Source organism: Acinetobacter sp. FDAARGOS_494 (genome assembly GCF_003812225.1).
GTDB lineage: Bacteria > Pseudomonadota > Gammaproteobacteria > Pseudomonadales > Moraxellaceae > Acinetobacter > Acinetobacter baumannii.
In genome coordinates, this window is sequence record NZ_CP033866.1 from 1,745,813 (window position 1) to 1,769,739 (window position 23,927).

Sequence of the window (23,927 nt, forward strand, 5' to 3'; positions counted from 1 at the left end):
AAGCCTTTTTGAAAAGATTAATATGAGGTTAAATGCTCAGGGAGGCTTTTTAAAAGCCGTGTCAGTCCTAGTCGGAGGTACAGCTTTTGCTCAAGGTTTGGCTATAATAGCTTTGCCTTTTATAACACGATTATATAGTCCTAGTGATTTTTCTATATTTGCTGTTTATGCATCTATATTAGGTATTGTGACAGTAGCTAGCTGTTTGCGTTTTGAAATTGCTATACCAATTCCTTCTGAAGATGAGGAAGCAGCAATATTAGTTATATTGGCATTAATTAGTAATCTTGCTATCAGTATATTAACTGGACTTTTAATTTGGGTATTTCATGTAGAAATTATTTCTTTATTAAAAAAACCTAATTTTAATCATATAATTTGGTTAATCCCTTTGGGCGTTTTTTTTTCAGGAATATATACAGCGCTTCAATATTGGGCTACCCGAAAGAAAAATTTTACTGTAATTGCTAGAACAAGAGTTGTACAGTCGATAAGTGGGGTAGCTACACAAATAATATTGGGGTTTTGGGGTACAGCAGCTTTGGGGCTAGCTCTCGGTCAAATTATTAAGGTTTCCTTCGGGATCGGAAAGTTAGCTAAGAACTTTTGGAAGGAATCAGAAGTTTTTATAAGAAATATAACAATTATAAAATTGTATAATGTTTTTAAAAAAAATGATCAATTCCCTAAATATTCAACTCTTGATTCTTTAGCTAACTCTGCAGGAGCTCAACTTCCTATAATTATTATTGCTACACTTGCTTTAGGTTCTGAAGCTGGTTATTTAATGATAGCAATGCAAGTATTGGCGGTGCCTATTCAGTTAATTGGCGGGGCAGTTTCGCAAGTATATTTAGCTCATGCCCCTGCGGCTGTGCAAGAAAAAACTATTGCTCATTACACTACAAATATATTGGAAAATTTATTTAAATATGGTGTAAGTAGTTTAATTTTTATAGGTCTAGTTAGCCCCATCTTGGCTAAATATATATTTGGCTACGAATGGGAAAAGGTCGGTTTAATTATAAGCTGGATGATACCGTGGTTTGCTTTCCAACTAATAGCTTCACCTATATCAATGATTATGCATATTGTTGGTCGTCAGAAACAAATGCTTTTATTGACTCTAACAGGTTTTATATTACGTATAGGTATATTATATGGACAGTTCTATTTAAATCCTACCTATTTATTAGAGGCATATGCAATCTCAGGAGGGATATTTTATGGAATTTGTTATATCGTTTTTTCTAATTCTGCTGGCCTTGAAGTTAAAGATCATATTCTATTGGTTAAGAAAGTTGGTTTCTTATTAATATTTATAACTTCATTGGGCGTAATGGTGAATATAACTTTAAGAGTGTTGGGTCTATGAAAAAAAAACTTCGGAAACTAATCTATTTTATATTGCCTTGTATTCGTCTATTTTTAAATTTGTTTTTTAAAAGAAAATACTTAGAAGGACGCTTTTTTTCTAAAAGTTTAAGTGGTTATGTTTGGGCTGTAAGATCTATTTGGGTGAAAAATATACTGAGATTAAGCAAGCCTACCCCTTTTCCTACGGCTTTAACTTGTTCGATTTCAAATCCTTATAACATTCACTTTCATCCAGATGATTTAAATAATTTTCAATCACCTGGAACGTATTTTCAAAATTTTAGTGCTCACATATATATTGGTAAAGGTTCTTATATTGCTCCAAATGTTGGAATAATTACTTCAAATCATGATCTTGCTGATTTGGAAAGCCATACAGAAGGCAAAGATGTAGTTATTGGTGACAAATGTTGGATAGGCATGAATAGTGTAATTTTGCCAGGTGTTGTTTTAGGTAATGGAACAATAGTTGCTGCTGGAGCAGTCGTAACAAAAAGTTTTAAACAGGGTAATATCGTAATTGCTGGAGTGCCTGCAAAAATTATTAAGGAGATTAAGTAATAGTAAAGTTATAATAATATTAGGTATAAGATATCAATTTATTATGGCTTTATTTAGATGAATGGTTGGATTGAGTTTCTCAAGTTGATTTTAAATGTTTATTTAAAGCTGAACTATCTAAAAATTTTTATATGTTTTTTTAGATAGTGAATTTAACTATTTTTTAAGGTTACTATATGAAAATTGGATTGACAAAATTTAATTATCCGGAAATTAGATGTGTTACAACTTCGCAGGAAAATGACTATATAAATTTAAAAAATATAATATTTATTATTATTTTAATAATATACCAGTCATTAAGAATTATTTTCATCGTTTTTTGTTTAAACCTATTTCTGTAAAAAATGTAGATGTAATACATTCTTTTAATGATATTTGTTTAACAAATAATAAATGGGTGGTTACTTTCGAGACAATGTTACCACGGTTTTTGGATATTTTGAGTAATCATAAGAATTTGAATCCTGAATATATTTATAATGATGAAATAAATAAATATTTGGAAGTTGTTGCAAGGGATAATTGTTTAGGTGTTATTGCATTGTCAAAAAGCGCAAAAAAAATTCAATCAGATATTCTAAAAGCTTATCCAAAAGTAAGAGATAAGATTGAAAAAAAAATGTTCGTTTTGTACCCTCCTCAAAAAATATATACTACTCAACATGAGATTGAAGAAAAAGTCTTAAAACCATTAAAATTAATTTTCGTTGGAAATGATTTTTATTTAAAGGGTGGTGCAGAATGTATATTAGCGATTAATGAGTTACTTGAAGAGGGGATAATTTCTGAAAATGAAATTATGTTGACAGTTGTAGGAATTTTAAATCGGACCCATAATTATTCCTTTGGTATTTATCAAGATGATTCTGATTTTTCAAAAAATATTAATACCATAATTATGAACAGAAAAAATATTAAAATATATTCTAATGTGGACAATAATAAAGTAATTGAAATGATTAGAGAGCATCATATAGGCCTTTTACCGACATGGGCAGATACATTTGGATATTCTGTTTTAGAGTTCCAAGCTTGTGGTTGCCCTGTAATTTCAACGGATGTTAGAGCATTGTCGGAAATTAATAATAACGATATTGGTTGGTTAATTAATGTTGATAAAAATAAATATGGTGAGATTGTAGTTGATTCTTATTCAAAGAAAGACTTATGCAGAAGAACTATTATTGATCAGTTGAAGAAGCATATTCTCAGTGCATATGAAAATCCTAATGTTGTTATTAATAAAGGTGTTGAATCATTGAATCGTATTAAAAAAGAACATTCTATTGATTATTATAATGATAAAATTAAGAGTGTTTATACTATTGGTATTTAATATGTTATCTTGTTATTAATGTACCTAATAATGATGTCGTAGGTGCTAATATTTAGTTATAATATATAAGTTTAACTTTTCCGGTCTTTATATGAAAATTTTACATGCTGCTTATATGAAAGATGCTTCCTCAGGTATTGTTAATCAAATGTATTGGGAACAAGAGGCTGCTAAAGAGCTTGGGATTTCTTGGAAATCCATTTTATTTGTACAAAATCCTAATGGATTTCATAATAATGAAATTGTTACAGTATGTAATGATATTATGGGGGGAGAGTTAAAAAAATGGTTTAAAGCGAAAAAGTCTTATTATTCTTGGCTAGAAGGGATTATGCAAGAGTATGATGTGCTTATAATTAGGCATAGTTTATGTGATCCATTTGAGCCATTCTTTATAAGAAAAATGATCAAACCTGTATATATTATGCATCATACTTTTGAAATAGATGAACTTTATTCATATAATTATGGAGTTAAAACTAAAATCAAAAGTTTGATGGAAATTTATTTTGGTAAAAAATCTATTTCTTATTCAAAAGGGATTGTTGCAGTAACTAAAGAAATTTTTCTATATGAAAATTCAAGAGTTAATGGGAAGTTTAAAAAAGAAATAGTTTATCCTAATGGAATTATAAGTCAACATGATATTATTTTAGATGACCGTAATGATAATATTCCAGAAATTGTTTTTATTGCTAGCTATTTTAATGGTTGGCATGGTTTAGATTTATTGCTTCACAATCTAAGTTCGATAAATGATGATTTTATATTGCATATAGTTGGCGATGTTAGTGTGGAGGATGAACTTTTAGCAAAGAAGGATAGTCGTGTCATCTTACATGGACATTTGAATAATATCGAAATTTCACAATTGATGTCAAAAATGTGGATTGGGCTAGCATCATTTGGTTTATTTAGAAAAGGAATGAAAGAAGCCTGTACATTAAAAGTAAGGGAATACTTAAATTATGGTTTGCCTATTTATTCTGGTCATAAGGATATATTTCCAGAGGAATTTGAATACTATAAATTTGGAGAACCAAAATTTGTTGATATCTTGTCTTTTGCCCATTTAATGAGAAAAGTCAGTAAATCTGAAGTAAAGCAAGCCGCAATAAAATTTATTGATAAGAAAATTCTTCTAAAAGAATTGTATGAACAACTTCTGGAAGAAAAGAGTTAAACCATGTAAAATTAATACATTCTTTATTTCGTCTAGTATAAAATGTAAGTTGTATTTGAAGTCTATTTCTTAAGGTGATAATGTGAGTTTAAAAATAAGAAAAGAGTTGCTCATTTTTTTAATTCTTTCCTCATTTTTATCATTACTTGTAGGATTTAGGGGGAATACTAATGATACAATTACATATTATATGATTTTTAAGAATATAGGATCCTATGATCTTACAAATTTTTCTCTTTTTTATAATGAAACAGGAGTAGAGATTGGTTGGGGGTTATATAGTAAAATTATTTCCTTGTTTTCAGATTCTCCTGTAGTTCTTTTTACCATTTTTTCTTTTTTTACTTTTTTTACTTTTTATAGAATATCTAGATTAGTAGAAATCAAATTTCTATATGTAATGTTGTATTATTTGCCCACTGGTTTCTTTATGATGCAACAGTTTATGCAAATTAGGCAAGGTTTTGCTATTCCATTGGTTATTTACGGTAGTGTTTTATATTTATCTGGTAAAAAATATATTTCATTGGTTTTTTTTATTTTGGCTATATTGTTTCATCAAAGTTCTTTAGCATTTATTCTTATTTTTATTTCTTATCTTTTCTTTAATAATTTTTTGAAAATAAATACTTCAGTTTTTAAATTTTTTATAATTAATATTTTGATTTTAGTTTTCGGATTTATTGTGGCAAGATTTATACTTTTAGACGCTGCTATGGATTATTTTCAAAGATTAGAGGCCTATTCTACTACTGATTATGCTGAAAGTGTTGGCTTTTTTTCACTTTCGAATATAAAATTTTATATAGAATTCTTTTTAATTTTTTTATTATTGAATAATAGGTTGTTATTAAATAAATTTATAGTTTTTTTTGTATTTATTTTTACAGTTGGTTTGTCATTACGCGTGGCTTTTTATGATTTTGGTATATTAAGTGGTAGACTATCAAATACATTTTTACTAATTGAAGTTTTTCTAATGCCTATGTTACTAAGTAGTAGATTAAATAAAATTTATTTGTATATATATTTTTTATTATACTTTTTAGTGATTTTTTATGTTACATGGACATTCCAAGCTTCAGAGTTTATAAAAAATAACTATTTCCTACCATTGAGTTAAGATATGAAAATTCTTTTTTTAATTAATTCTTTGAAGAGTAAATCTGGTTCTGAACGAGTTGCAGTTGAGCTGGCTAATAAAATGGCAGCAATAGGAAGCTATAATATTACTCTTTTGAATAGGGAATCTATAAAAGAAAATGCAGCTTACCCAATTGCAGATAATGTAGAAGTAATTGCTTTATCTGGCAGTTTATTTGAGTTTTATAAAAAGCTTAAAAAACAGATTTCTTCTAATAATTATGATGTTGTAGTTGTACATAATATGGGTAAATTATCCCTACTATGTGCTTTTGTTCCAAATATAAAGAAATTAGTAGTTTTGGAACATGTTTCTTTTATTAGTCGCCCTAAAAAAATACAAATTCTAAGTAAGTTCTTATATCGTAATATTGATCAAGTGGTAACACTAACCCAAAATGATAAAGAACAATTTGATAAGTTTCATTCAAATGTAATTGTCATTCCTAATTTTTCTCCCTTTTCTATCGCTTCGCAACCACAAAATAATAATAAACAAATTGTAACGATTGGCCGTTTAACTGATCAGAAAAACTATATTCATTTACTTCAAGCTTGGAAGAAAATATATCAATCTATTCCGGATTGGAAGCTTAATATTTATGGTGAAGGTGAGCATGAGGAGATGTTGCAAGATTATATTAAACAACATTCTCTTAAAAATGTGAGTTTGAAGGGTAGTACCTCAAATGTAAAAGAAGTTTATGAACAATCTAGCTTTTTTGTAATGTCATCCAAATATGAAGGTTTACCAATGGTGCTAATTGAGGCTCAGAGCTTCGGTTTACCTATTGTGTCATATAATTGTCCTTATGGTCCAAGTGATGTCATTCGCGATAGTAAAAACGGTTTTTTAGTTGAAGATCAAAATGTGGAAGAGTTAGCTGCAGCGATTTTAAAACTTGCTTTATCTCCTCAGCTATTAGAACAGTTTTCTCAAAGTTCATTGTTAAATTCCAAAAAATATCAGCCTGAACAGATTTTAAATATCTGGATTGAAAAGGTTTTAGAAGGATAAATTTTTATGTTTTCTGTATTAAGTTCTATTTATCATAAAGAACAACCGGAACATTTCAATACTTGTATGGAAAGCATTTGGGATAATCAAACTTTAAAACCTACAGAAATTGTTTTAATCGAAGATGGCCCTTTAACTCCTGAATTAGATCAAGTAATTGCTCAGTGGCAAAAAAAACTTGGGAATGTTTTACGAGTTACTAAACTTGAGAAAAATGTAGGTACAGGAAAGGCAAAAAATATTGGATTACAAGAATGTAATTATGACATTGTATCTATTGTTGATACAGATGATATTTATGTCCCTGAACGTTTTGAAAAACAGATTAAATTTTTACAACAAAATCCTGAAATTTCTATTGTTGGAGGACAAATTTTTGAATTTATTGAGGATATTGGAAATCCGGTAGGAATGCGTAAAGTTCCTCTATCAAATGAGGAGTTAAGAAATTATGCAAAAAAGCAAAGTCCGTTTAATAATATGACTATTACGTATCGAAAGTCACATATCCTTGAGGTTGGTGGTTATCAACATCATTTATGGATGGAAGACTATAACCTTTTTTTACGGGTGATTGCTAAAGGGTATAAAATTGAGAACTTACCAGATGTATTGGTCTATGCACGTATTGATAATGGTATGCATGGTCGCCGCAAAGGTTTACAATATATTAAAAGTGAAAAACAGTTACTAGATTTAAAAAAACAACTAAAGTTACAAAATCCTCTATATGCTAACATGCTGTTTCTGGTACGGTCTGCGTTTAGACTGTTACCAGCGAATTTATTAGGTACAATTTATAATACCTTTCTTCGTAAAGATATTAAAAAATGAGTGAATGAAAATATGAAGCGTTTAGTAGACATAGTCATTTCTTTAATAGCTTTAACTGTTCTGTCGCCAATATTTCTGATAGTTGCTTATAAAGTCCGTAAAAATTTAGGTTCACCAATATTCTTTTACCAAGAAAGACCTGGTAAGGACGGAAAATTATTTAAAATGATTAAGTTCCGTTCTATGAAAGATGCATTTGATGCTCAAGGAAATCCATTGCCAGACGAAGCTCGTATTACTCCGTTTGGACAAAAACTGCGTTCAACTAGTCTGGATGAAATGCCACAGCTTATTAACGTACTAAAAGGTGACATGAGTGTGGTAGGGCCGCGTCCAATGCTAAAAGATTTTGTTGCTTTATATTCACCAGAACAAGCGCGTCGTTTAGAAGTACGCCCTGGAATGACGGGTTTAGCTCAAGTAAGCGGGCGTAATGAACTTGATTATGAAGAACGATTTAAGTGTGATGTATGGTATGTAGATAATCACAACGTTTGGGTTGATTTCAAAATCATGTTTAAAACAGTCAAAGTGATGTTAAAACGTGAAGGAATTAATGCTCCAGGGCATGTTGGGCCATCTTTATTTAAAGGTAATGATACCCAAGAAAATATTGATTCTTCTGTTAAGTAAATTTTATATCTTGAAATCTTTCTTATGATTAAAAAAGCAGTTTTACCAGTAGCTGGTTTAGGTACACGTTTTCTACCGGCAAGTAAGTCTATTCCAAAGGAAATGGTAACGGTCGTTGATCGTCCTGCAATTGAATATGTAGTACGCGAGGCGGTAGAGGCTGGAATTGAACAAATTATTTTAGTTACTCATTCATCGAAAGCATCAATTGAAAATTATTTTGATCGTAACTTTGAGTTGGAAACCACTCTAGAACAAAAGAAAAAATTCGATTTACTTGCAGAGATTACTCAAATTGTGCCTGAGCATGTGAGTGTAGTAAGTGTAAGACAACCTCAGCCTTTAGGCTTAGGGCATGCTGTGTTATGTGCAAAGAGTGTTGTCGGTCAAGATGATTTCGCTGTGCTATTACCAGATGTATTGGTGAAAGATAGCTCTGGACAAAATGATCTATCCCGTATGATTGCTCGCTATAACTCAAGCCAAGCTGCTCAAATCATGGTTGAAGCAGTGCCAGACCATTTAGTAGATCAATATGGGATTGTGGATGTAAAACATAGCCCAAATGAAGGTGAAAGCATTGCTATGCAGGGTATTGTTGAAAAGCCTGCAGTAGGCTCTGCACCATCAAACTTATCAGTGGTTGGCCGCTATGTGTTACCTGCCAAGATTATGCAATTACTTGAGAACACGCCGAAAGGTGCGGGTAATGAAATTCAGTTAACTGATGCAATTGCAATGCTTCAAGACACAGATACTGTTGAAGCTTATCGTATGCAAGGTCAAACGTTTGATTGTGGTAGTAAGATTGGGTATTTAAAAGCTGTACTACACTATGGAATTAAACACCCTAAGTTAGGAAATGATTTTAAACAATTAATTCAGGAACTTAAATTATAAAATTTTGTAGCTCTGTTTAACTATTTGTAAAAACGAATGAATATATGAACAGAGCAATATATTCTCTTCCTGGAAAGGGAAGAGAATTTTATAGAATATTAAAATCAGGTGTACAATGAAAATCGCGGTATTTGGAACCACCTTACATGCTGGTGTAATGGCAGCATTATTAGCTGAATATGGCAATCAGATCTATTGGTGTACAAGTGTCACCTGTGAAGAAAACATTTCTATACTTTCTTATCAAGATCAAGAAGTTAATCATTATTTAAATAAACAGAGAAAAGCAGGTTTTTTAAAAGAGAGTCCTTTTTCTGAAATTCCTTTAGATATTGAAGTTTATTTATTTTGTTTTAGCCCAACACAAATCGAGCTTGCTTTAAAAACAGTTGAAAAGTTGAGTGAGCGCCCGATAGTTCATCCACGTTTAATGATCAATGGCTCTACTTTTGGTCTACATGGTACGAATCAATTAAAACAACATTTGCCAAAAGATGAGTGGGTTTATTTTCCTGATGTGATTCAAGAAGGAAATGCGATTAATAGCGTGCTGAACGTAAAACATGTAATTGTTGGTGTTGAATCGAGTTATGCTCAAGACACTATGCAAGAGCTGTTACGTCCTTTTTTCCGTTTTAGCTATCAATATTTATTTATGCCAATTTTAGATGCTGAATTTACAAAGCTCAGCATTTCGGGAATGTTGGCAACCCGTATTAGCTACATGAATGATTTGGCGATGGTGGCCGAAAAACTCGGTATTGATATTGCTAATGTAAAACATGGTATTGCTGCAGATACACGTATTGGTGCAGCCTATTTGTCGGCAGGTGTTGGATTTGGTGGTGAAAACTTTTCACATGATATTTTAACGCTTTCGAGTACTGTATCTGGAACAGGGGCTAAAAGTCGGTTGCTAGAGCAAGTGTGGGCGATTAATGAGCAACAAAAAGAAATTTTATTCCGTAAATTATGGAATTATTATCACTGTGATTTGAGCGGTAAAACTGTTGCGATCTGGGGGGCTTCATTTAAGGAAAACACCTCTAGCACTCATAACTCACCTATTCATATTTTGTTAGCTGCATTATGGGCACAAGGGGTAAAAGTACGTTTACATGACCCACAAGCCTTAGATGAGATCGCAACAACTTATGGAGACCGTGAAGATCTGGTTTTATGTGCTGACCAATATGAAGCTGCACAGGGAGCTCATGCTTTATGCTTAGTGACAGCATGGAAACAATATTGGAGCCCTGATTTTAAACAGTTACAACAAGTAATGCAGCATCCTCTTATTTTGGATGGGCGTAATATTTACGATCCGGCATATGTGAAAGCAAAAGGTTTCGCTTATGAAGGAGTAGGTCGATTATGAGTAAATCTATCGAAAAGTTTCCTAAAGAGTTAGTCTCGCCTATAGCACAGCTTCATTCATTAGTTGAGAAGAATTCAAAATTACATATCAAAGAATTATTTGCAGCCGAGCAAGACCGCTTTCAAAACTATTCGGTAAAGTTCGATCAATTGGTTTTTGATTATAGTAAACACCGTATAACAAAAAGTGTTTTAGAACAATTGTTTGCTTTAGCAAAGACGAAACAATTAACTCACTGGATTGAGCGCTTATTCTCCCAAGACAAAGTCAACTGTACTGAGCAGCGTGCAGCTATGCACTGGGCTTTGCGTTTACCATCGGAATATTCTAAATTTCCTGAACTCACAAAACAGGTTCATACTCAATTACAGCGTATGTACGCTTTGGTTGAAAAAATCCATGCTGGGCAATACCGCGGTGCTACGGGTGAAGTGATTCAGGATGTCGTTAATATTGGTGTAGGTGGTTCCGATTTAGGGCCTCAAATGGTGACCCATGCACTATGCGATTTTAAAGTAAAAACTGCCAAACCACTTAATGTACACTTTGTTTCGACTATGGATGGTAGCCAGTTATCAGACTTACTCCATCAACTGCGTCCGGAAACAACTTTATTTATTATTTCTTCAAAGTCATTTGGTACTATTGATACCTTATCAAATGCACAAACAGTTCGTCAGTGGCTTGAAAAAGCTTTAGGAAAGCATGACCGCGTTGTAAAAAGTCACTTCATTGGTGTATCTACAAAAGCTGAAAAAATGACTGATTGGGGTATTGCTCCTGAAAATCAGTTGTTGCTTTGGGACTGGGTTGGTGGACGTTATTCTCTTTGGTCTTGTATTGGTCTCCCTATAGCGCTCACGATTGGTATAGATGGCTTTCAACAGCTTTTAGCTGGCGCACATGCTGTCGATGAGCACTTTCAAAATACAAACTTTGAGCAAAATATACCGGTTCTCATGGCATTACTCGGTATCTGGAATAATAATTTTTTAAATATTCAAACCCATGCGGTATTACCTTATGACGGAAGATTAAAGTATTTTGCTGCCTATTTGCAGCAGCTTGAAATGGAGTCTAATGGTAAGTCGGTACAACGTGATGGTCAAAAAGTTGAATTAGATACTTGCCCAATTGTATGGGGTGAAGTCGGACCAAATGCTCAACATGCCTTCTATCAGTTATTACATCAAGGAACTCAAGCAGTAAGCTGTGACTTTATTGCCCCAGTCCAACGCTATAATGCAGATCACTTTACGTATGTAGAGAATGCTGAGGCATTGATTGAGCAACATCACCTCGCATTATCAAATTGTTTGGCACAATCACGTTTATTGGCTTTTGGTAATGAAGCTTTAGATTCAGCTGAATTAAAGAATTTACCAATTTATAAACAATATGAAGGTAATCAGCCAAGCTCAACATTACTTTTAAAAGAACTTAATCCATATAGTTTAGGAATGTTGATTGCCTTATATGAACATAAGGTATTTGTTCAGTCGGTGATTTGGAATATTAATCCGTTTGATCAATGGGGTGTTGAAAAAGGTAAGCAGATTGCTGATCAGTTACTTCCAATTTTAAATGGTGCTCAAAATGATCTTTCAACACTTGATGCTTCAACACGTGGTTTGATTAAAATTTTATTAGGAAAAGTCGATGGCTAAAATTTTAGTTACAGGTGGTGCAGGTTATATTGGTTCACACACTTGTGTAGAGCTTTTAGAAGCAGGCCATGAAGTTATTGTATTTGATAACCTTTCAAATAGCTCAAAAGAATCTTTAAATAGAGTTCAAGAGATCACACAAAAAAGTTTAACTTTTGTGGAGGGCGATATTCGGAATTCTGGTGAGCTTGACCAAGTGTTTCAAGAGCACGCAATTGATGCGGTTATTCATTTTGCAGGTTTAAAAGCAGTAGGTGAAAGCCAGGAAAAACCGCTTATTTATTTTGATAATAATATTGCGGGCAGTATTCAACTGGTTAAATCGATGGAAAAGGCAGGTGTCTATACACTTGTATTTAGCTCTTCTGCGACAGTATATGATGAAGCAAATACCTCTCCTTTAAATGAAGAAATGCCAACAGGTATGCCAAGTAATAACTATGGATATACAAAACTAATTGTTGAGCAATTATTACAAAAACTTTCAGTAGCTGACTCTAAATGGTCTATTGCCTTACTACGTTATTTTAACCCAGTAGGTGCACATAAGAGTGGGCGTATTGGTGAAGACCCGCAAGGTATTCCAAATAATTTAATGCCTTATGTGACTCAAGTTGCTGTGGGCCGCCGTGAGAAACTATCTATTTATGGTAATGATTACGATACAATAGATGGTACAGGTGTGCGAGATTATATCCATGTTGTTGACTTGGCGAATGCACATTTATGCGCTTTAAATAACCGCTTACAGGCGCAAGGTTGCCGTGCATGGAATATTGGTACAGGTAATGGTTCATCTGTTTTACAAGTCAAAAATACCTTTGAACAAGTGAATGGTGTACCTGTTGCTTTTGAGTTCGCTCCACGTAGAGCAGGGGATGTTGCGACTTCTTTTGCGGACAATGCTCGCGCAGTTGCTGAGTTGGGTTGGAAACCTCAATATGGCTTAGAAGATATGCTTAAGGATAGCTGGAATTGGCAAAAGCAGAATCCTAATGGCTACAATTAAATTCGGATAAAAAAGGAGCGATTTGCTCCTTTTTTATTTTTAATTAGTTCTGAATTAATCCAGTCAACTCATCTACATAATATTGCATTGGCTGAGCTTGACGATCTGCACGGCTTTCAATATTAAGACGTAACAAAGGCTCAGTATTTGAAGCACGGACGTTAAAGCGCCATGCGCCAAAGTCGAGGCTTACACCATCGGTACGGTCAATTTGTGGATTTTGATCGGCATAGAAGTCGAAAATCTTTTGAATCGTAGTTTGCGTATCGGCTACTTTAAAGTTGATTTCACCACTACAAGGGAACTTGGCAATCATATTTTCAACGAGTGTTGAGAGAGATTGTCCTGTTTCAGAGAGTAGAGCAATGGTGAGTAACCAAGGAATCATACCACTGTCACAGTAAGCAAAATCACGGAAATAGTGGTGGGCACTCATTTCACCGCCGTATACGGCATTGTGTTCACGCATAACATCTTTAATAAATGCATGCCCCGATTTTGACTGTACAGCAACACCTTTATATTCGTCGACGATATCAAATGTGTTCCACACTAAACGTGGGTCATGCACAATTTTTTCGCCTGACTGTTTGATTAAGAAAGCTTGAGCCAATAAACCAACAATATAATAGCCTTCAATAAACTGACCTTTTTCATCGAACAAGAAACAGCGGTCAAAGTCGCCGTCCCATGCAATACCCATATCTGCTTTATGCTCAAGAACAGCATTTCGGGTACTGTCACGGTTTTCAATTAAAATTGGGTTAGGGATGCCATTTGGGAAAGTGCCATCTGCTTCATGATGAATTTTAATAAATTCAACCGGTACATTAAGCGCTTTAAATTTTTCTTCAATGGCATCAATCACATGACCAGCTGCACCATTACCCGCGTTTACCACTAACTTTAATGGACGGATTTTTGCAGGTTCAATATAAGTCAGTAGATGGTCAACGAACTCAGGCAAAATGTTATAGCTTTGCGTTGTACCTTTTTGACCAACTTCTTCAAAGTTATTGGTCTCTGCTAAAGCCTGAATTTCTTTTAAACCAGTATCGGCACTAATTGGACGAGCATTTTCTCGAACCAATTTCATACCGTTATAGTCCATTGGGTTATGACTCGCAGTTACTTCTATACCACCTTGTACGTCTAAATGGAAAGCGGCAAAGTACACTTCTTCAGTACCCGTCATGCCTAAATCAAGCACATTCACACCTGCATCATTTAAACCGCGGATGGCCGCTTGTTTTAAAGCCTCACTGCTTAGACGAATATCACAACCTACAACCACAGTTTTTGGTTTATAGATTTGTCCGTAAGCGCGGCCAATTTTATAGGCGATTTCTTCATTCAATTCGGTGCCGAGTTTGCCTCGGATATCATAAGCTTTAAAACACGTTAAAGTAGTCATTATTCAATTCAATACATGTGGTTTGAGTTGTGTGCACATTATACATAGATCATCAAATTGGTACGTTTATAGTTTTTATATTCAAATTTTGCACTTCATTTCTGTAGGTCATATTTAAGTTTATAAGGAAGCTTTTTTACGACTTTAGTCGAATAAAAAAAATTATAGATGAGAAATGGCTTGATTTTTCTTGGCTATATTGGTCATACCAATTGTGGTAATTATTTAATCATTGATCTTACCAATAACTGTGTTTATGATGCGCCATGTGGTTTAAGGAATAGCATTTACACTTAAATTTTAATTGGTCATACCAATTTGTGTAAATGTTGAGATTTTAAGGTACAAAAATTCGCCCCGGCATTTCAAGGAGATGACAATGCTCAATATGTGGCAACAACTTTATGACCCTTTAAATAATATTTGGCTGTCTAGTGCGGTTGCATTAATCCCGATTATTTTCTTCTTTTTGGCCTTGGCTGTTTTTCGTTTAAAAGGCAGTATCGCGGGTACGGGCACAGTTATTATTGCATTACTGATTGCGCTATTTTTCTATCAAATGCCGGGTCAAATGGCCTTTGCGTCAATCATTTACGGTTTCTTCTACGGTCTATGGCCAATTTCATGGATCATTATTGGGGCAGTTTTTCTATACAAGATTTCGGTAAAAACAGGCCAGTTTGAAGTTATCCGCTCAAGCATTCTATCTATTACCGAAGACCAACGTCTGCAAATGTTACTTGTTGGTTTTGCATTTGGTACTTTCCTTGAAGGAGCTGCGGGCTTTGGTGCTCCTGTCGCAATTACCGCTGCACTACTTGTCGGTTTAGGGTTTAAGCCACTTTACGCTGCTGGTTTATGTTTAATTGTAAATACAGCACCAGTTGCATTCGGTGCAATGGGTATTCCAATTATTGTGGCAGGGCAGGTTTCCGGTGTAGACACTATGGAAATTAGCCAGATGGTGGGTCGTCAGTTGCCATTTTTAACCATTATTGTGCTGTTCTGGATTATGGCGATTATGGATGGCTGGCGTGGTGTTAAGGAAACTTGGCCTGCGGTATTGGTCGGTGGTGGTGCTTTTGCGATTGCCCAGTATCTCACCTCTAACTTTATTGGCCCTGAGTTACCAGACATTACCGCAGCAATTGCTTCATTGGTCAGCCTGACGTTGTTATTCCGCGTTTGGAAACCAAAACATATTTTCCGTTTTGAACCTGAAGCGGGTCAGACTTTGGCTCAGCAACCTACAACAGTTCAACGTTATAGCATTGGGAAAATTGCAAAGGCATGGTCTCCATTTGCTATTTTAACGGTAATGGTCACGATCTGGAGCGTTAAGCCATTTAAAGCATTATTTGCAAAAGATGGTGCTCTTGAACACTGGAATTTTAAACTTGAAGTGCCGTATTTACACAAATTGGTCGAGAAAATGCCACCGATTGTGTCCGAGATGAAACCATACGAAGCGATTTATAAGTTTGACTGGTTCTCTGCAACAGGTACTGCAATTTTTATTGCTGCAATCATCACAGTTATTTTCTTAAAAATGAAAGCAAGTGAGGCAGTAATAACCTTCGGTGAGACGCTCAATGAGTTAAAAACACCGATTTACTCGATTGGTATGGTGTTGGCATTTGCTTTTATTGCGAACTATTCAGGTTTATCTGCAACTTTGGCTTTGGCTCTATCGCATACGGGTCATGCGTTTACTTTCTTCTCGCCATTTTTGGGTTGGCTTGGTGTGTTCCTTACAGGTTCAGACACGTCTTCAAATGCTTTGTTCTCGGCATTACAGGCAACCACCGCTCAGCAAATTGGTATTCCGGAAGTGTTATTGGTCGCTGCGAATACCAGTGGTGGTGTGACAGGTAAAATGATTTCGCCACAGTCGATTGCGATTGCTTGTGCCGCAGTGGGCTTAGTTGGAAAAGAGTCTGACTTGTTCCGTTTCACGGTAAAACATAGCATCATATTCACTGTCTTTGTTGGCATCATTATTACGGTTCAGGCTTATCTGGTTCCGTGGATGATTCCATAACTCCAGTGAAGGAAACGCGATGAGAATCTCCGATCAAGTGGTCATGAAATTGCAGGCATTACTTGAAGAGCGTCACATGAAAAAAGGTGATCGTTTGCCTGCCGAGCGCCAGCTTGCAACTAGCTTAGGGGTTTCTCGTCCGTCTTTGCGTGAAGCAATTCAACAGCTCAATAGTCAAGGTGTACTGATTAGTCGCCGTGGCGATGGAACTTATATTCAGCAATTACCTGAACAATGGCCACAGCAACTGATTGTGAACCCGATTAGTAACCTGATTGAAGAAGATCCGTTATACCGTTTTGATGTGCAAGAGGCGCGTTTGGTGCTCGAAGGGGGAACTGCATGGTATGCCGCGTTACGTTCGACCCCAGAAGATCGCGCCAAAATTCATCATTATTTTAATGAAATTAGTCGCCATCAAAATGCGGGTGACTCAGCACAGGCGGCGGTGGCCGATGCTGAATTCCACTTAGCGATTGCTGAAGCATCTCACAATGTGGTGCTGATTCAAATGATGCGAAGTCTATTTGATTTGCTGCAATACAACGTCTTGTTAGGGCGTAAGAAAGTTTATAACGACCCCGTAAATGGTGACTTGCTCAGCGAGCAGCATTTTCAGGTGATGGATGCTATTGATCGTAAAGATCCCGAGGCCGCACGCCAAGCTGTCTGCGGTCATATTGAATTTGTGATTAATCATGTGCGTTCTCTGGATGAAGATGAAGCTCGCCAGAAACGTGCAAACCGTTTAAATAGAGTTGATTCAAAATGATTATTTCTTCTGGCAATGATTATCGTGCTGCGGCACAACGTCGCTTACCCCCATTTTTATTTCACTATATTGATGGTGGAGCGTATGCGGAATATACCTTAAAGCGTAACGTACAAGATTTGTCAGAAATTGCATTGCGTCAACGTGTGCTGAATGACATGTCCGCGTTAAGTTTAGAGACAAAACTGTTTAATGAAACGCTGTCGATGCCAGTTGCCTTGGCTCCTGTGGGTTTAACAGGTATGTATGCACGCCGTGGTGAAGTGCAAGCCGCAATGGCAGCCGATAAAAAAGGTATTCCATTTACGCTTTCAACGGTTTCTGTTTGTCCGATTGAGGAAGTTGCACCTGCAATTAACCGTCCAATGTGGTTCCAGCTTTATGTATTACGCGATCGAGGTTTTATGCGTAATGCTTTGGAACGTGCAAAAGCAGCAGGTTGTTCAACACTGGTATTTACCGTAGATATGCCTGTACCAGGTGCACGTTATCGTGATGCTCATTCGGGTATGAGTGGGCCAAATGCTGCGATGCGTCGTTATATGCAGTCAGTGTTTCACCCACACTGGTCATGGAACGTTGGCTTAATGGGACGTCCGCATGACCTCGGGAATATCTCTAAATATTTAGGTAAACCGACTGGGCTTGAAGACTATATCGGCTGGTTAGGCTCGAACTTTGACCCATCCATTTCATGGAAAGACCTTGAGTGGATTCGTGAGTTTTGGGATGGCCCAATGGTGATTAAAGGTATTTTAGATCCTGAAGATGCCAAAGATGCTGTGCGTTTTGGTGCAGATGGCATTGTGGTATCGAATCACGGTGGTCGTCAGTTAGATGGCGTGATGTCTTCTGCTCGTGCATTGCCTGCAATTGCTGATGCAGTCAAAGGTGACTTAGCAATTTTGGCTGACTCAGGCATTCGTAATGGTTTAGACGTGGTGCGCATGTTGGCGCTTGGTGCGGATACGGTTTTACTTGGCCGTGCGTTTGTTTATGCCTTGGCAGCAGCAGGTGGACAAGGTGTGTCGAACTTACTTGATTTAATTGATAAGGAAATGCGTGTTGCGATGACCTTAACGGGTGCTAAGTCGATTTCGGATATTAATGCGGATTGTTTAGTACAGGCGATTAAACAAGGACTTTAAGACATAGTAAGTGAAGCAGTAAGCACAGCCTCAAAATTTGGTGATTTGCTGATGTTTTACATATAGGCATTTGTCACTTTTGAAAGGTCAAAAGTAACCAAAAACTTTAGTTTCGATGACGGTACGTCCTTGCTACCGCATCGAAACGGCGGCATCCATGCCGCCAACCGCGATAGTAAATGTAGGGCTGATTCACATTAGAGAATGAGCTAATTAAATTATAAATTACAAACGGTAAGTTGCCGTCGTGTTGGTCTAATTTGATAAATGGATGACCAAAAGGAAACCATCATGCAAACATTTTCTCCTCAAGCAGTGATTGATCGCTTACAAAATATTGTAGGGCGTTCGCATGTTTTGACCGATGATCAAAGTACGCGTCAGTACCGTCAAGGTCGTCGTTTTGGTGAGGGGAAAGTGCTTGCAGTGGTTGTACCAGGGACCTTGCTAGAGCAATGGCAGGTGCTCCAAGCTGCAATTGAGGCAGATTGTATTGTGATTATGCAGGCGGCCAATACAGGACTCACTGGTGGTTCAACCCCTTATGGTGATGATTATGACCGTCCTGTATTAGTGATGAGTACGCGCCGATTAAAGGGTATTCACGTCATTCATGACGGTAAGCAAGTGATTTGTTTACCGGGTGCGACCTTAGATAATTTAGAGCAAATTTTAAAAGGTTATAATCGTGAACCACATTCGGTGATTGGTTCATCTTGTATTGGTGCATCAGTACTTGGCGGTGTCTGTAATAACTCGGGCGGTGCATTGGTACGCCGTGGTCCTGCGTATACGGAACTGGCGTTATATGCTCAGGTGAACTCTGCTGGTCAATTAGAGCTGGTGAATCATTTAGGGGTGAATTTAGGCTCGACACCCGAAGAAATTTTGACTCGTTTAGAGAAGCAGCAATACCAAGCCGTAGATATTTTAGATGACAACGAAAAGCAGGCATCGGACCATCGCTATGCGCACGACGTGACGCAAGTGGATGAGGATACGCCTGCTCGTTTTAATGCAGACCCGTCACGTTTGTTTGAAGCATCAGGTTCGGCAGGTAAGGTCTGTGTGTTTGCTGTACGCCTTGATACCTATGAAAAAGTAGAGAGCAGTGTTTTTTATATTGGTAGTAATGATGCCGATGATTTAACGGCCATTCGTCGTTACTTACTGACCTCACTGCCAAGCCTACCGATTGCGGGTGAATATATTCATCGAGATGCTTACTTGATTGGTGAAAAGTACGGAAAAGACACGTTTTTATTTATTGAAAAGTTTGGTACAGCCAATGTTCCAAAAGCCTTTGCGATGAAAGATAAAGTCGATGGCTTTTTAGAAAAATTTAAAATTAAAGGTTTAACAGACCAGATTTTACAGGCGATTACCTTCTTTTTACCGAGTCATTTGCCGAAGCGTATGACCGAATATCGAGACCGTTATGAGCACCATTTGGTTTTACGTGTCGAAAATAATTCGAAAGCACAGACAGAGCAGTTTTTAAAAGAATATTTTACTGTGCATCAGTCAGGTAACTATTTCGTATGTAGTGAAGAGGAAGGTCGAAAGGCATTCTTACACCGTTTTGCGATTGCAGGAGCTGCAATTCGTTATCGCGATACACACCGTAGTGAAGTTGAAGATATTGTGGCGCTTGATATTGCGTTACGTCGTAATGACCGCGAATGGGTAGAGCAACTACCAGCTGAAATGGAAAAGAAAATTCTCTATAAACTCTATTATGGGCATTTCTTTTGTCATGTGTTCCATCAAGACTATATTCTTAAAAAGGGCAATGACCCTTTAGAAATGGAACATCAAATGTGGAAATTACTCGATGCGCGCCGTGCTGAATATCCGGCAGAGCATAATGTCGGGCATCTTTATATTGCCAAACCTGCCTTAGCCAATTTCTACCAAAAACTCGACCCAACCAACAGCTTTAACGTAGGGATTGGACATACCTCAAAACTGAAATATTGGGGCAAGGCTAAATCGTAATATCGAGACATAAAAAAAGGCGCCGAAGCGCCTTTTTTTATAGATGATTTATGCAGCTTCTACAGATTTAGCAAGCACTTCAGCCATCGCTTTAGCAACAGTGTAAACATTGTTCATGTTTAAACCTGCTACACAAATACGGCCACTACGTACTAAGTAGATTGCATATTCTTCACGCAAGATATCAACTTGCTCAGCAGTTAAACCTGTGTAGCTGAACATACCTTTTTGGTTTACAAGGTAGCTAAAGTCACGGTCTGGTAATGCTTTAGTGAGTTCGTCTTTCAAGATGCTACGCATTTTGATAATACGCTCACGCATCTCTTTCACTTCACCTTGCCATTGTTGGTTAAGTTCAGCGTCATTTAACACTTCATCAACTAGCCAAGCACCTGTTGTAGGAGGGCTAGAGTAAATACGGCGTACAGTCGCTTTTAACTGACCGAATGTGCACTGAGCAGCTTCTGCATCGTCACATACGAAAGTTAAACCGCCAACGCGCTCGCCATATAAAGAGAAGATTTTAGAGAACGAGTTGCTCACAATGAAGTTTAGACCCGCTTGGTCTAAAGCACGGATTGCATACGCATCTTCTTCCATACCGTCACCAAAACCTTGGTAAGCGATGTCTAGGAATGGAATAAGGTTACGGTCTTTTAATACTGCAATCACTTGGTCCCATTGCGCTGGGTTTAAATCAGCACCCGTTGGGTTATGGCAGCATGGGTGCAACAACACAATGCTTTGCTCAGGCAAAGTTTTAAGTGTAGAAAGCATACCGTCAAAATCTACACCACGCGTTTCTGCATCGAAATATGGGTAGAAATGAGTCTTAATGCCAGCGCCATTGAAAATGGCAACGTGGTTATCCCAAGTTGGTTGGCTTACCCAAACGTCTGAATTTGGGAAATAAGTTTTTAAGAAATCTGCACCAACTTTCAATGCACCTGAACCACCAAGCGTTTGGATGGTTACAGCACGGCCAGCTTTAACTGCTGGGCTGTTTGCACCAAATAAAAGTGCTTGAATTGCTTCACGGTAAGGTTTGAAGCCTTCCATTGGCAAATAAAGTTTGGTTTTACCGTTCTTAGGCTCAATACGCTTTTGCGCCTCGATAATGGTCTCTAACTGAGGAACAATGCTGTCTTCGTTATAATAAAGACCAATACTCAAGTTTACTTTTTCAGAACGAGTATCAGCATTGAACTGTTCCATTAAAGAGAGAATTGGATCGCCTGCGTATGGGGGGATATGTTGAAACATCAAAAAAGTCCTTTCATTCAACAATATGCATAGTGCTGGGTTTTTTCTGTCTCGAAAAATACGCCACAACTATGTCGATGCTCAATAATGTATCAATAAAGCTACCGTGAAGCACCTGATAATTTCACTAATATCGATATTTTCTGGATGAAAATGATAAAAAGATTTAAAAGAAATTACGGTAAATAGAAACTAATTTCTAACTCATGCTTTCATTCAAGCAGATTGTCTACAATCTTGCTGTAATACATTGGTTGTAGACTAAAGTTTGAAACAAAAGATTAGAGGCCGAAAAGCAACTAAAAAAGTGCCATAAATCTATAGGTAAATTAATATTAAGTAACTGTTTTATATATATTAATTGGCAAGTGGTTTAATTGTTTAAATATAAGGTGATATAAGCGGTCAGGCTATAAAAATTGACCTGATGCGTTCTGAAAAGTGTCAACAATCACCTTGATTTTTTTCATTCATCCCGCTATAAAACTCATAATTGATTAAAAATTGTCGACAATATGCAAGATTTGACCTTCGCACCAGAGCCATTACAAAGTCAGGGAAGAACACTGACCGAGCATGTATTTAAGCAAATACAGACGGCGATTGTTTTGGGTCAAATTCCGGCAGGTAGCAAAATTTCCGAGCCTGAACTGGCACGTACTTACGGTATTAGCCGTGGGCCATTGCGTGAAGCGATTCATCGCCTTGAAGGGCAACGTTTGGTTGAGCGTACCGCACATGTGGGCGCGCGCGTGGTTTCGCTCTCACTGCAACAGTTTAAAGAGCTTTACCAGATTCGTGCGTCATTAGAAGGTTTAGCTTGCAAACTTGCGGCACAGCATATTGATAAAAAGCAAATTCTGGCGCTACGTGATGTCTTGCGTATGCATGCTGAAGATGAAAACTTTAAAGCAGGTAAGGGATATTACTTGCAAGAAGGGCAGGATGATTTTCACTACTGCATTATCAAAAGTAGTGGCAATAAAACCTTAGAAAAAATGCTATGCGATGAGCTCTATCATCTCATCCGCATGTACCGAATTCAGTTTTCAAACACACCTGATCGACCGAGCAAAGCTTGGGACGAACACATCCGTATTTTAGATGCAATTGCAGAAGGCGATGGTGAACTTGCTGAGCTGCTCATGCATCGACATATCAATGCTTCTTACAAAATTATTGAGCAAACACTGCTACAAGCACAAGGAGAACATAACAATGGCTAAACAATCCGCAGGTCAGCTATTTCGCGATGCCGTAGCCCAAGAAAAGCCATTACAAGTGGTTGGAACCATCAACGCCAATCATGCACTTTTGGCAAAACGTGCAGGTTATAAAGCGATTTACTTATCAGGTGGTGGTGTAGCAGCTGGTTCTTTAGGCTTACCTGATTTGGGAATCAGTAACCTTGATGATGTGTTGACCGACGTACGCCGTATTACTGATGTATGTGATCTTCCATTATTAGTCGATGCGGACACAGGTTTTGGTGCTTCTGCATTTAACATTGCACGTACTACAAAAGCACTCATCAAGTTTGGTGCAGCGGCAATGCACATTGAAGACCAAGTGGGCGCAAAACGTTGTGGTCACCGTCCGAACAAAGCCATTGTGACTCAAGAAGAAATGGTTGACCGTATTAAAGCTGCGGTTGATGCACGTGGTGATGACAGCTTCGTGATTATGGCGCGTACCGATGCGTTAGCGGTTGAAGGCTTACAAGCTGCCATTGACCGTGCGGGTGCCTACATTGAGGCAGGCGCAGACATGTTGTTCCCTGAAGCAATTACCGAGCTTGATATGTACAAGCAATTTGCTCAGAAGACAGGCGTACCAATTTTGGCAAACATTACCGAGTTTGGTTCTACACCATTGTTTACTACTGAAGAGTTAGCATCTGCCGATGTAAGCCTTGCGCTTTATCCGCTTTCTGCTTTCCGTGCTATGAACAAGGCAGCCGAAACTGTGTATGAAACCTTACGTAAAGAAGGCACGCAAAAGAATGTGGTTGATATTATGCAAACGCGTAAAGAGTTATATGAACGCATTAACTACTACGCGTTTGAAGACTACTTAGACAACGCATTTGCTAAAAAGAAGTAATAAATTAAAAAGTTGATTAATTGGAATCTGATACTCGGAGGCGTCATCTGCAACTGTTTGAGACAGGACTACATTTTTTAAAATTGGTTCTGCGATAGATAGGATATTCGATGGTTGTGGACGAGTTTTGCAGATGACAATGGTTT

The 23,927-nt window shown here is 36.9% G+C and carries 20 protein-coding genes and 1 pseudogene; 18 read left to right on the forward strand and 3 right to left on the reverse strand.

Going from position 1 to position 23,927, the window contains the following annotated elements:
- Nucleotides 1-22: 22 nt before the first annotated feature.
- From EG365_RS08460 to galE, 12 genes are all read left to right on the forward strand, one after another.
- Complete coding sequence (locus tag EG365_RS08460) at nucleotides 23-1,375, forward strand: lipopolysaccharide biosynthesis protein (RefSeq protein ID WP_001238749.1); 1,353 nt, start codon at nucleotides 23-25, stop codon at nucleotides 1,373-1,375.
- On the forward strand, nucleotides 1,372-1,938 hold the full coding sequence (locus EG365_RS08465) for an acyltransferase (protein WP_000728108.1): 567 nt from the start codon (nucleotides 1,372-1,374) through the stop codon (nucleotides 1,936-1,938). The genes EG365_RS08460 and EG365_RS08465 overlap by 4 nt, the downstream gene beginning before the upstream one ends.
- A 442-nt stretch (nucleotides 1,939-2,380) precedes the next feature.
- Nucleotides 2,381-3,277: a glycosyltransferase gene (locus EG365_RS08470; protein WP_225873573.1), complete on the forward strand. Its 897-nt coding sequence runs from the start codon at nucleotides 2,381-2,383 to the stop codon at nucleotides 3,275-3,277.
- 91 nt (nucleotides 3,278-3,368) lie between these two features.
- The gene (locus EG365_RS08475) at nucleotides 3,369-4,460 is read left to right on the forward strand and encodes a glycosyltransferase (RefSeq protein WP_000697420.1); all 1,092 of its coding nucleotides are present in this window, start codon (nucleotides 3,369-3,371) and stop codon (nucleotides 4,458-4,460) included.
- A gap of 82 nt (nucleotides 4,461-4,542) precedes the next feature.
- Nucleotides 4,543-5,583, forward strand: a complete 1,041-nt coding sequence (locus tag EG365_RS08480; RefSeq protein ID WP_000053677.1) for an EpsG family protein — start codon at nucleotides 4,543-4,545, stop codon at nucleotides 5,581-5,583.
- 3 nt (nucleotides 5,584-5,586) lie between these two features.
- Nucleotides 5,587-6,621 carry a glycosyltransferase family 4 protein gene (locus EG365_RS08485; protein WP_000697210.1) on the forward strand — a complete coding sequence of 345 codons (1,035 nt, stop codon included), beginning with the start codon at nucleotides 5,587-5,589 and terminating at the stop codon, nucleotides 6,619-6,621.
- Between the two features lie 6 nt (nucleotides 6,622-6,627).
- Nucleotides 6,628-7,455 carry a glycosyltransferase gene (locus tag EG365_RS08490; protein ID WP_000493225.1) on the forward strand — a complete coding sequence of 276 codons (828 nt, stop codon included), beginning with the start codon at nucleotides 6,628-6,630 and terminating at the stop codon, nucleotides 7,453-7,455.
- Between the two features lie 12 nt (nucleotides 7,456-7,467).
- Nucleotides 7,468-8,088 carry a sugar transferase gene (locus EG365_RS08495; RefSeq protein ID WP_000826958.1) on the forward strand — a complete coding sequence of 207 codons (621 nt, stop codon included), beginning with the start codon at nucleotides 7,468-7,470 and terminating at the stop codon, nucleotides 8,086-8,088.
- A 24-nt stretch (nucleotides 8,089-8,112) separates the two neighbouring features.
- Nucleotides 8,113-8,988, forward strand: coding sequence for a UTP--glucose-1-phosphate uridylyltransferase GalU (galU, locus tag EG365_RS08500; RefSeq protein ID WP_000591434.1), 876 nt, complete (start codon nucleotides 8,113-8,115; stop codon nucleotides 8,986-8,988).
- Nucleotides 8,989-9,103: 115 nt separating this feature from the next.
- Nucleotides 9,104-10,366 carry a nucleotide sugar dehydrogenase gene (locus EG365_RS08505; RefSeq protein WP_000686136.1) on the forward strand — a complete coding sequence of 421 codons (1,263 nt, stop codon included), beginning with the start codon at nucleotides 9,104-9,106 and terminating at the stop codon, nucleotides 10,364-10,366.
- Complete coding sequence (gene pgi, locus EG365_RS08510) at nucleotides 10,363-12,033, forward strand: glucose-6-phosphate isomerase (protein ID WP_000045497.1); 1,671 nt, start codon at nucleotides 10,363-10,365, stop codon at nucleotides 12,031-12,033. Before EG365_RS08505 ends, pgi begins: the two co-directional genes overlap by 4 nt.
- Nucleotides 12,026-13,042, forward strand: a complete 1,017-nt coding sequence (galE, locus tag EG365_RS08515) for a UDP-glucose 4-epimerase GalE (protein ID WP_001062913.1) — start codon at nucleotides 12,026-12,028, stop codon at nucleotides 13,040-13,042. Before pgi ends, galE begins: the two co-directional genes overlap by 8 nt.
- Before the next feature lie 43 nt (nucleotides 13,043-13,085).
- Here galE and EG365_RS08520 read toward each other — a convergent pair whose 3' ends face one another.
- Nucleotides 13,086-14,456, reverse strand: a complete 1,371-nt coding sequence (locus EG365_RS08520; protein WP_000209934.1) for a phosphomannomutase/phosphoglucomutase — start codon at nucleotides 14,454-14,456, stop codon at nucleotides 13,086-13,088.
- Nucleotides 14,457-14,829: 373 nt separating this feature from the next.
- Between EG365_RS08520 and lldP the strand changes: the two genes are divergently transcribed.
- From lldP to dld, 4 genes are all read left to right on the forward strand, one after another.
- A complete protein-coding gene (gene lldP, locus EG365_RS08525; protein ID WP_169518033.1) occupies nucleotides 14,830-16,497 on the forward strand; it encodes an L-lactate permease in 1,668 nt (555 codons plus the stop codon).
- A 37-nt stretch (nucleotides 16,498-16,534) separates the two neighbouring features.
- On the forward strand, nucleotides 16,535-17,269 hold the full coding sequence (gene lldR / locus EG365_RS08530) for a transcriptional regulator LldR (RefSeq protein WP_235892095.1): 735 nt from the start codon (nucleotides 16,535-16,537) through the stop codon (nucleotides 17,267-17,269).
- Entirely contained in the window at nucleotides 17,266-18,417 is a 1,152-nt protein-coding gene (lldD, locus tag EG365_RS08535; protein WP_000587282.1) for an FMN-dependent L-lactate dehydrogenase LldD, read from the forward strand. Before lldR ends, lldD begins: the two co-directional genes overlap by 4 nt.
- A gap of 291 nt (nucleotides 18,418-18,708) precedes the next feature.
- Nucleotides 18,709-20,415: a D-lactate dehydrogenase gene (gene dld, locus EG365_RS08540; RefSeq protein ID WP_001193011.1), complete on the forward strand. Its 1,707-nt coding sequence runs from the start codon at nucleotides 18,709-18,711 to the stop codon at nucleotides 20,413-20,415.
- A 48-nt stretch (nucleotides 20,416-20,463) separates the two neighbouring features.
- On the opposite strand, the gene EG365_RS08545 is transcribed toward dld, so the two are convergent.
- A complete protein-coding gene (locus tag EG365_RS08545) occupies nucleotides 20,464-21,678 on the reverse strand; it encodes an aromatic amino acid transaminase (RefSeq protein WP_000486246.1) in 1,215 nt (404 codons plus the stop codon).
- 335 nt (nucleotides 21,679-22,013) lie between these two features.
- Nucleotides 22,014-22,148, reverse strand: a pseudogene (locus EG365_RS08550) (hypothetical protein).
- A 45-nt stretch (nucleotides 22,149-22,193) separates the two neighbouring features.
- On the opposite strand from EG365_RS08550, the gene EG365_RS08555 reads away from it, so the two are divergent.
- Entirely contained in the window at nucleotides 22,194-22,904 is a 711-nt protein-coding gene (locus EG365_RS08555; RefSeq protein ID WP_001153625.1) for a GntR family transcriptional regulator, read from the forward strand.
- Nucleotides 22,897-23,781 carry a methylisocitrate lyase gene (gene prpB, locus EG365_RS08560; protein ID WP_001118922.1) on the forward strand — a complete coding sequence of 295 codons (885 nt, stop codon included), beginning with the start codon at nucleotides 22,897-22,899 and terminating at the stop codon, nucleotides 23,779-23,781. The genes EG365_RS08555 and prpB overlap by 8 nt, the downstream gene beginning before the upstream one ends.
- Nucleotides 23,782-23,927: the final 146 nt, after the last annotated feature.

What these genes read in the sequence shown, in the direction of transcription:
- EG365_RS08475 (WP_000697420.1), top strand. Translation starts at nt 3,369, where the DNA reads ATGAAAATTTTACATGCTGCTTATATGAAAGATGCTTCCTCAGGTATT.
- EG365_RS08485 (WP_000697210.1), top strand. Translation starts at nt 5,587, where the DNA reads ATGAAAATTCTTTTTTTAATTAATTCTTTGAAGAGTAAATCTGGTTCT.
- galU (WP_000591434.1), top strand. Translation starts at nt 8,113, where the DNA reads ATGATTAAAAAAGCAGTTTTACCAGTAGCTGGTTTAGGTACACGTTTT.
- EG365_RS08520 (WP_000209934.1), bottom strand. Translation starts at nt 14,456, where the DNA reads ATGACTACTTTAACGTGTTTTAAAGCTTATGATATCCGAGGCAAACTC.
- pgi (WP_000045497.1), top strand. Translation starts at nt 10,363, where the DNA reads ATGAGTAAATCTATCGAAAAGTTTCCTAAAGAGTTAGTCTCGCCTATA.
- EG365_RS08505 (WP_000686136.1), top strand. Translation starts at nt 9,104, where the DNA reads ATGAAAATCGCGGTATTTGGAACCACCTTACATGCTGGTGTAATGGCA.
- prpB (WP_001118922.1), top strand. Translation starts at nt 22,897, where the DNA reads ATGGCTAAACAATCCGCAGGTCAGCTATTTCGCGATGCCGTAGCCCAA.
- EG365_RS08555 (WP_001153625.1), top strand. Translation starts at nt 22,194, where the DNA reads ATGCAAGATTTGACCTTCGCACCAGAGCCATTACAAAGTCAGGGAAGA.
- dld (WP_001193011.1), top strand. Translation starts at nt 18,709, where the DNA reads ATGCAAACATTTTCTCCTCAAGCAGTGATTGATCGCTTACAAAATATT.
- EG365_RS08465 (WP_000728108.1), top strand. Translation starts at nt 1,372, where the DNA reads ATGAAAAAAAAACTTCGGAAACTAATCTATTTTATATTGCCTTGTATT.
- lldD (WP_000587282.1), top strand. Translation starts at nt 17,266, where the DNA reads ATGATTATTTCTTCTGGCAATGATTATCGTGCTGCGGCACAACGTCGC.
- EG365_RS08460 (WP_001238749.1), top strand. Translation starts at nt 23, where the DNA reads ATGAGGTTAAATGCTCAGGGAGGCTTTTTAAAAGCCGTGTCAGTCCTA.
- EG365_RS08495 (WP_000826958.1), top strand. Translation starts at nt 7,468, where the DNA reads ATGAAGCGTTTAGTAGACATAGTCATTTCTTTAATAGCTTTAACTGTT.
- lldP (WP_169518033.1), top strand. Translation starts at nt 14,830, where the DNA reads ATGACAATGCTCAATATGTGGCAACAACTTTATGACCCTTTAAATAAT.
- galE (WP_001062913.1), top strand. Translation starts at nt 12,026, where the DNA reads ATGGCTAAAATTTTAGTTACAGGTGGTGCAGGTTATATTGGTTCACAC.
- EG365_RS08490 (WP_000493225.1), top strand. Translation starts at nt 6,628, where the DNA reads ATGTTTTCTGTATTAAGTTCTATTTATCATAAAGAACAACCGGAACAT.
- EG365_RS08545 (WP_000486246.1), bottom strand. Translation starts at nt 21,678, where the DNA reads ATGTTTCAACATATCCCCCCATACGCAGGCGATCCAATTCTCTCTTTA.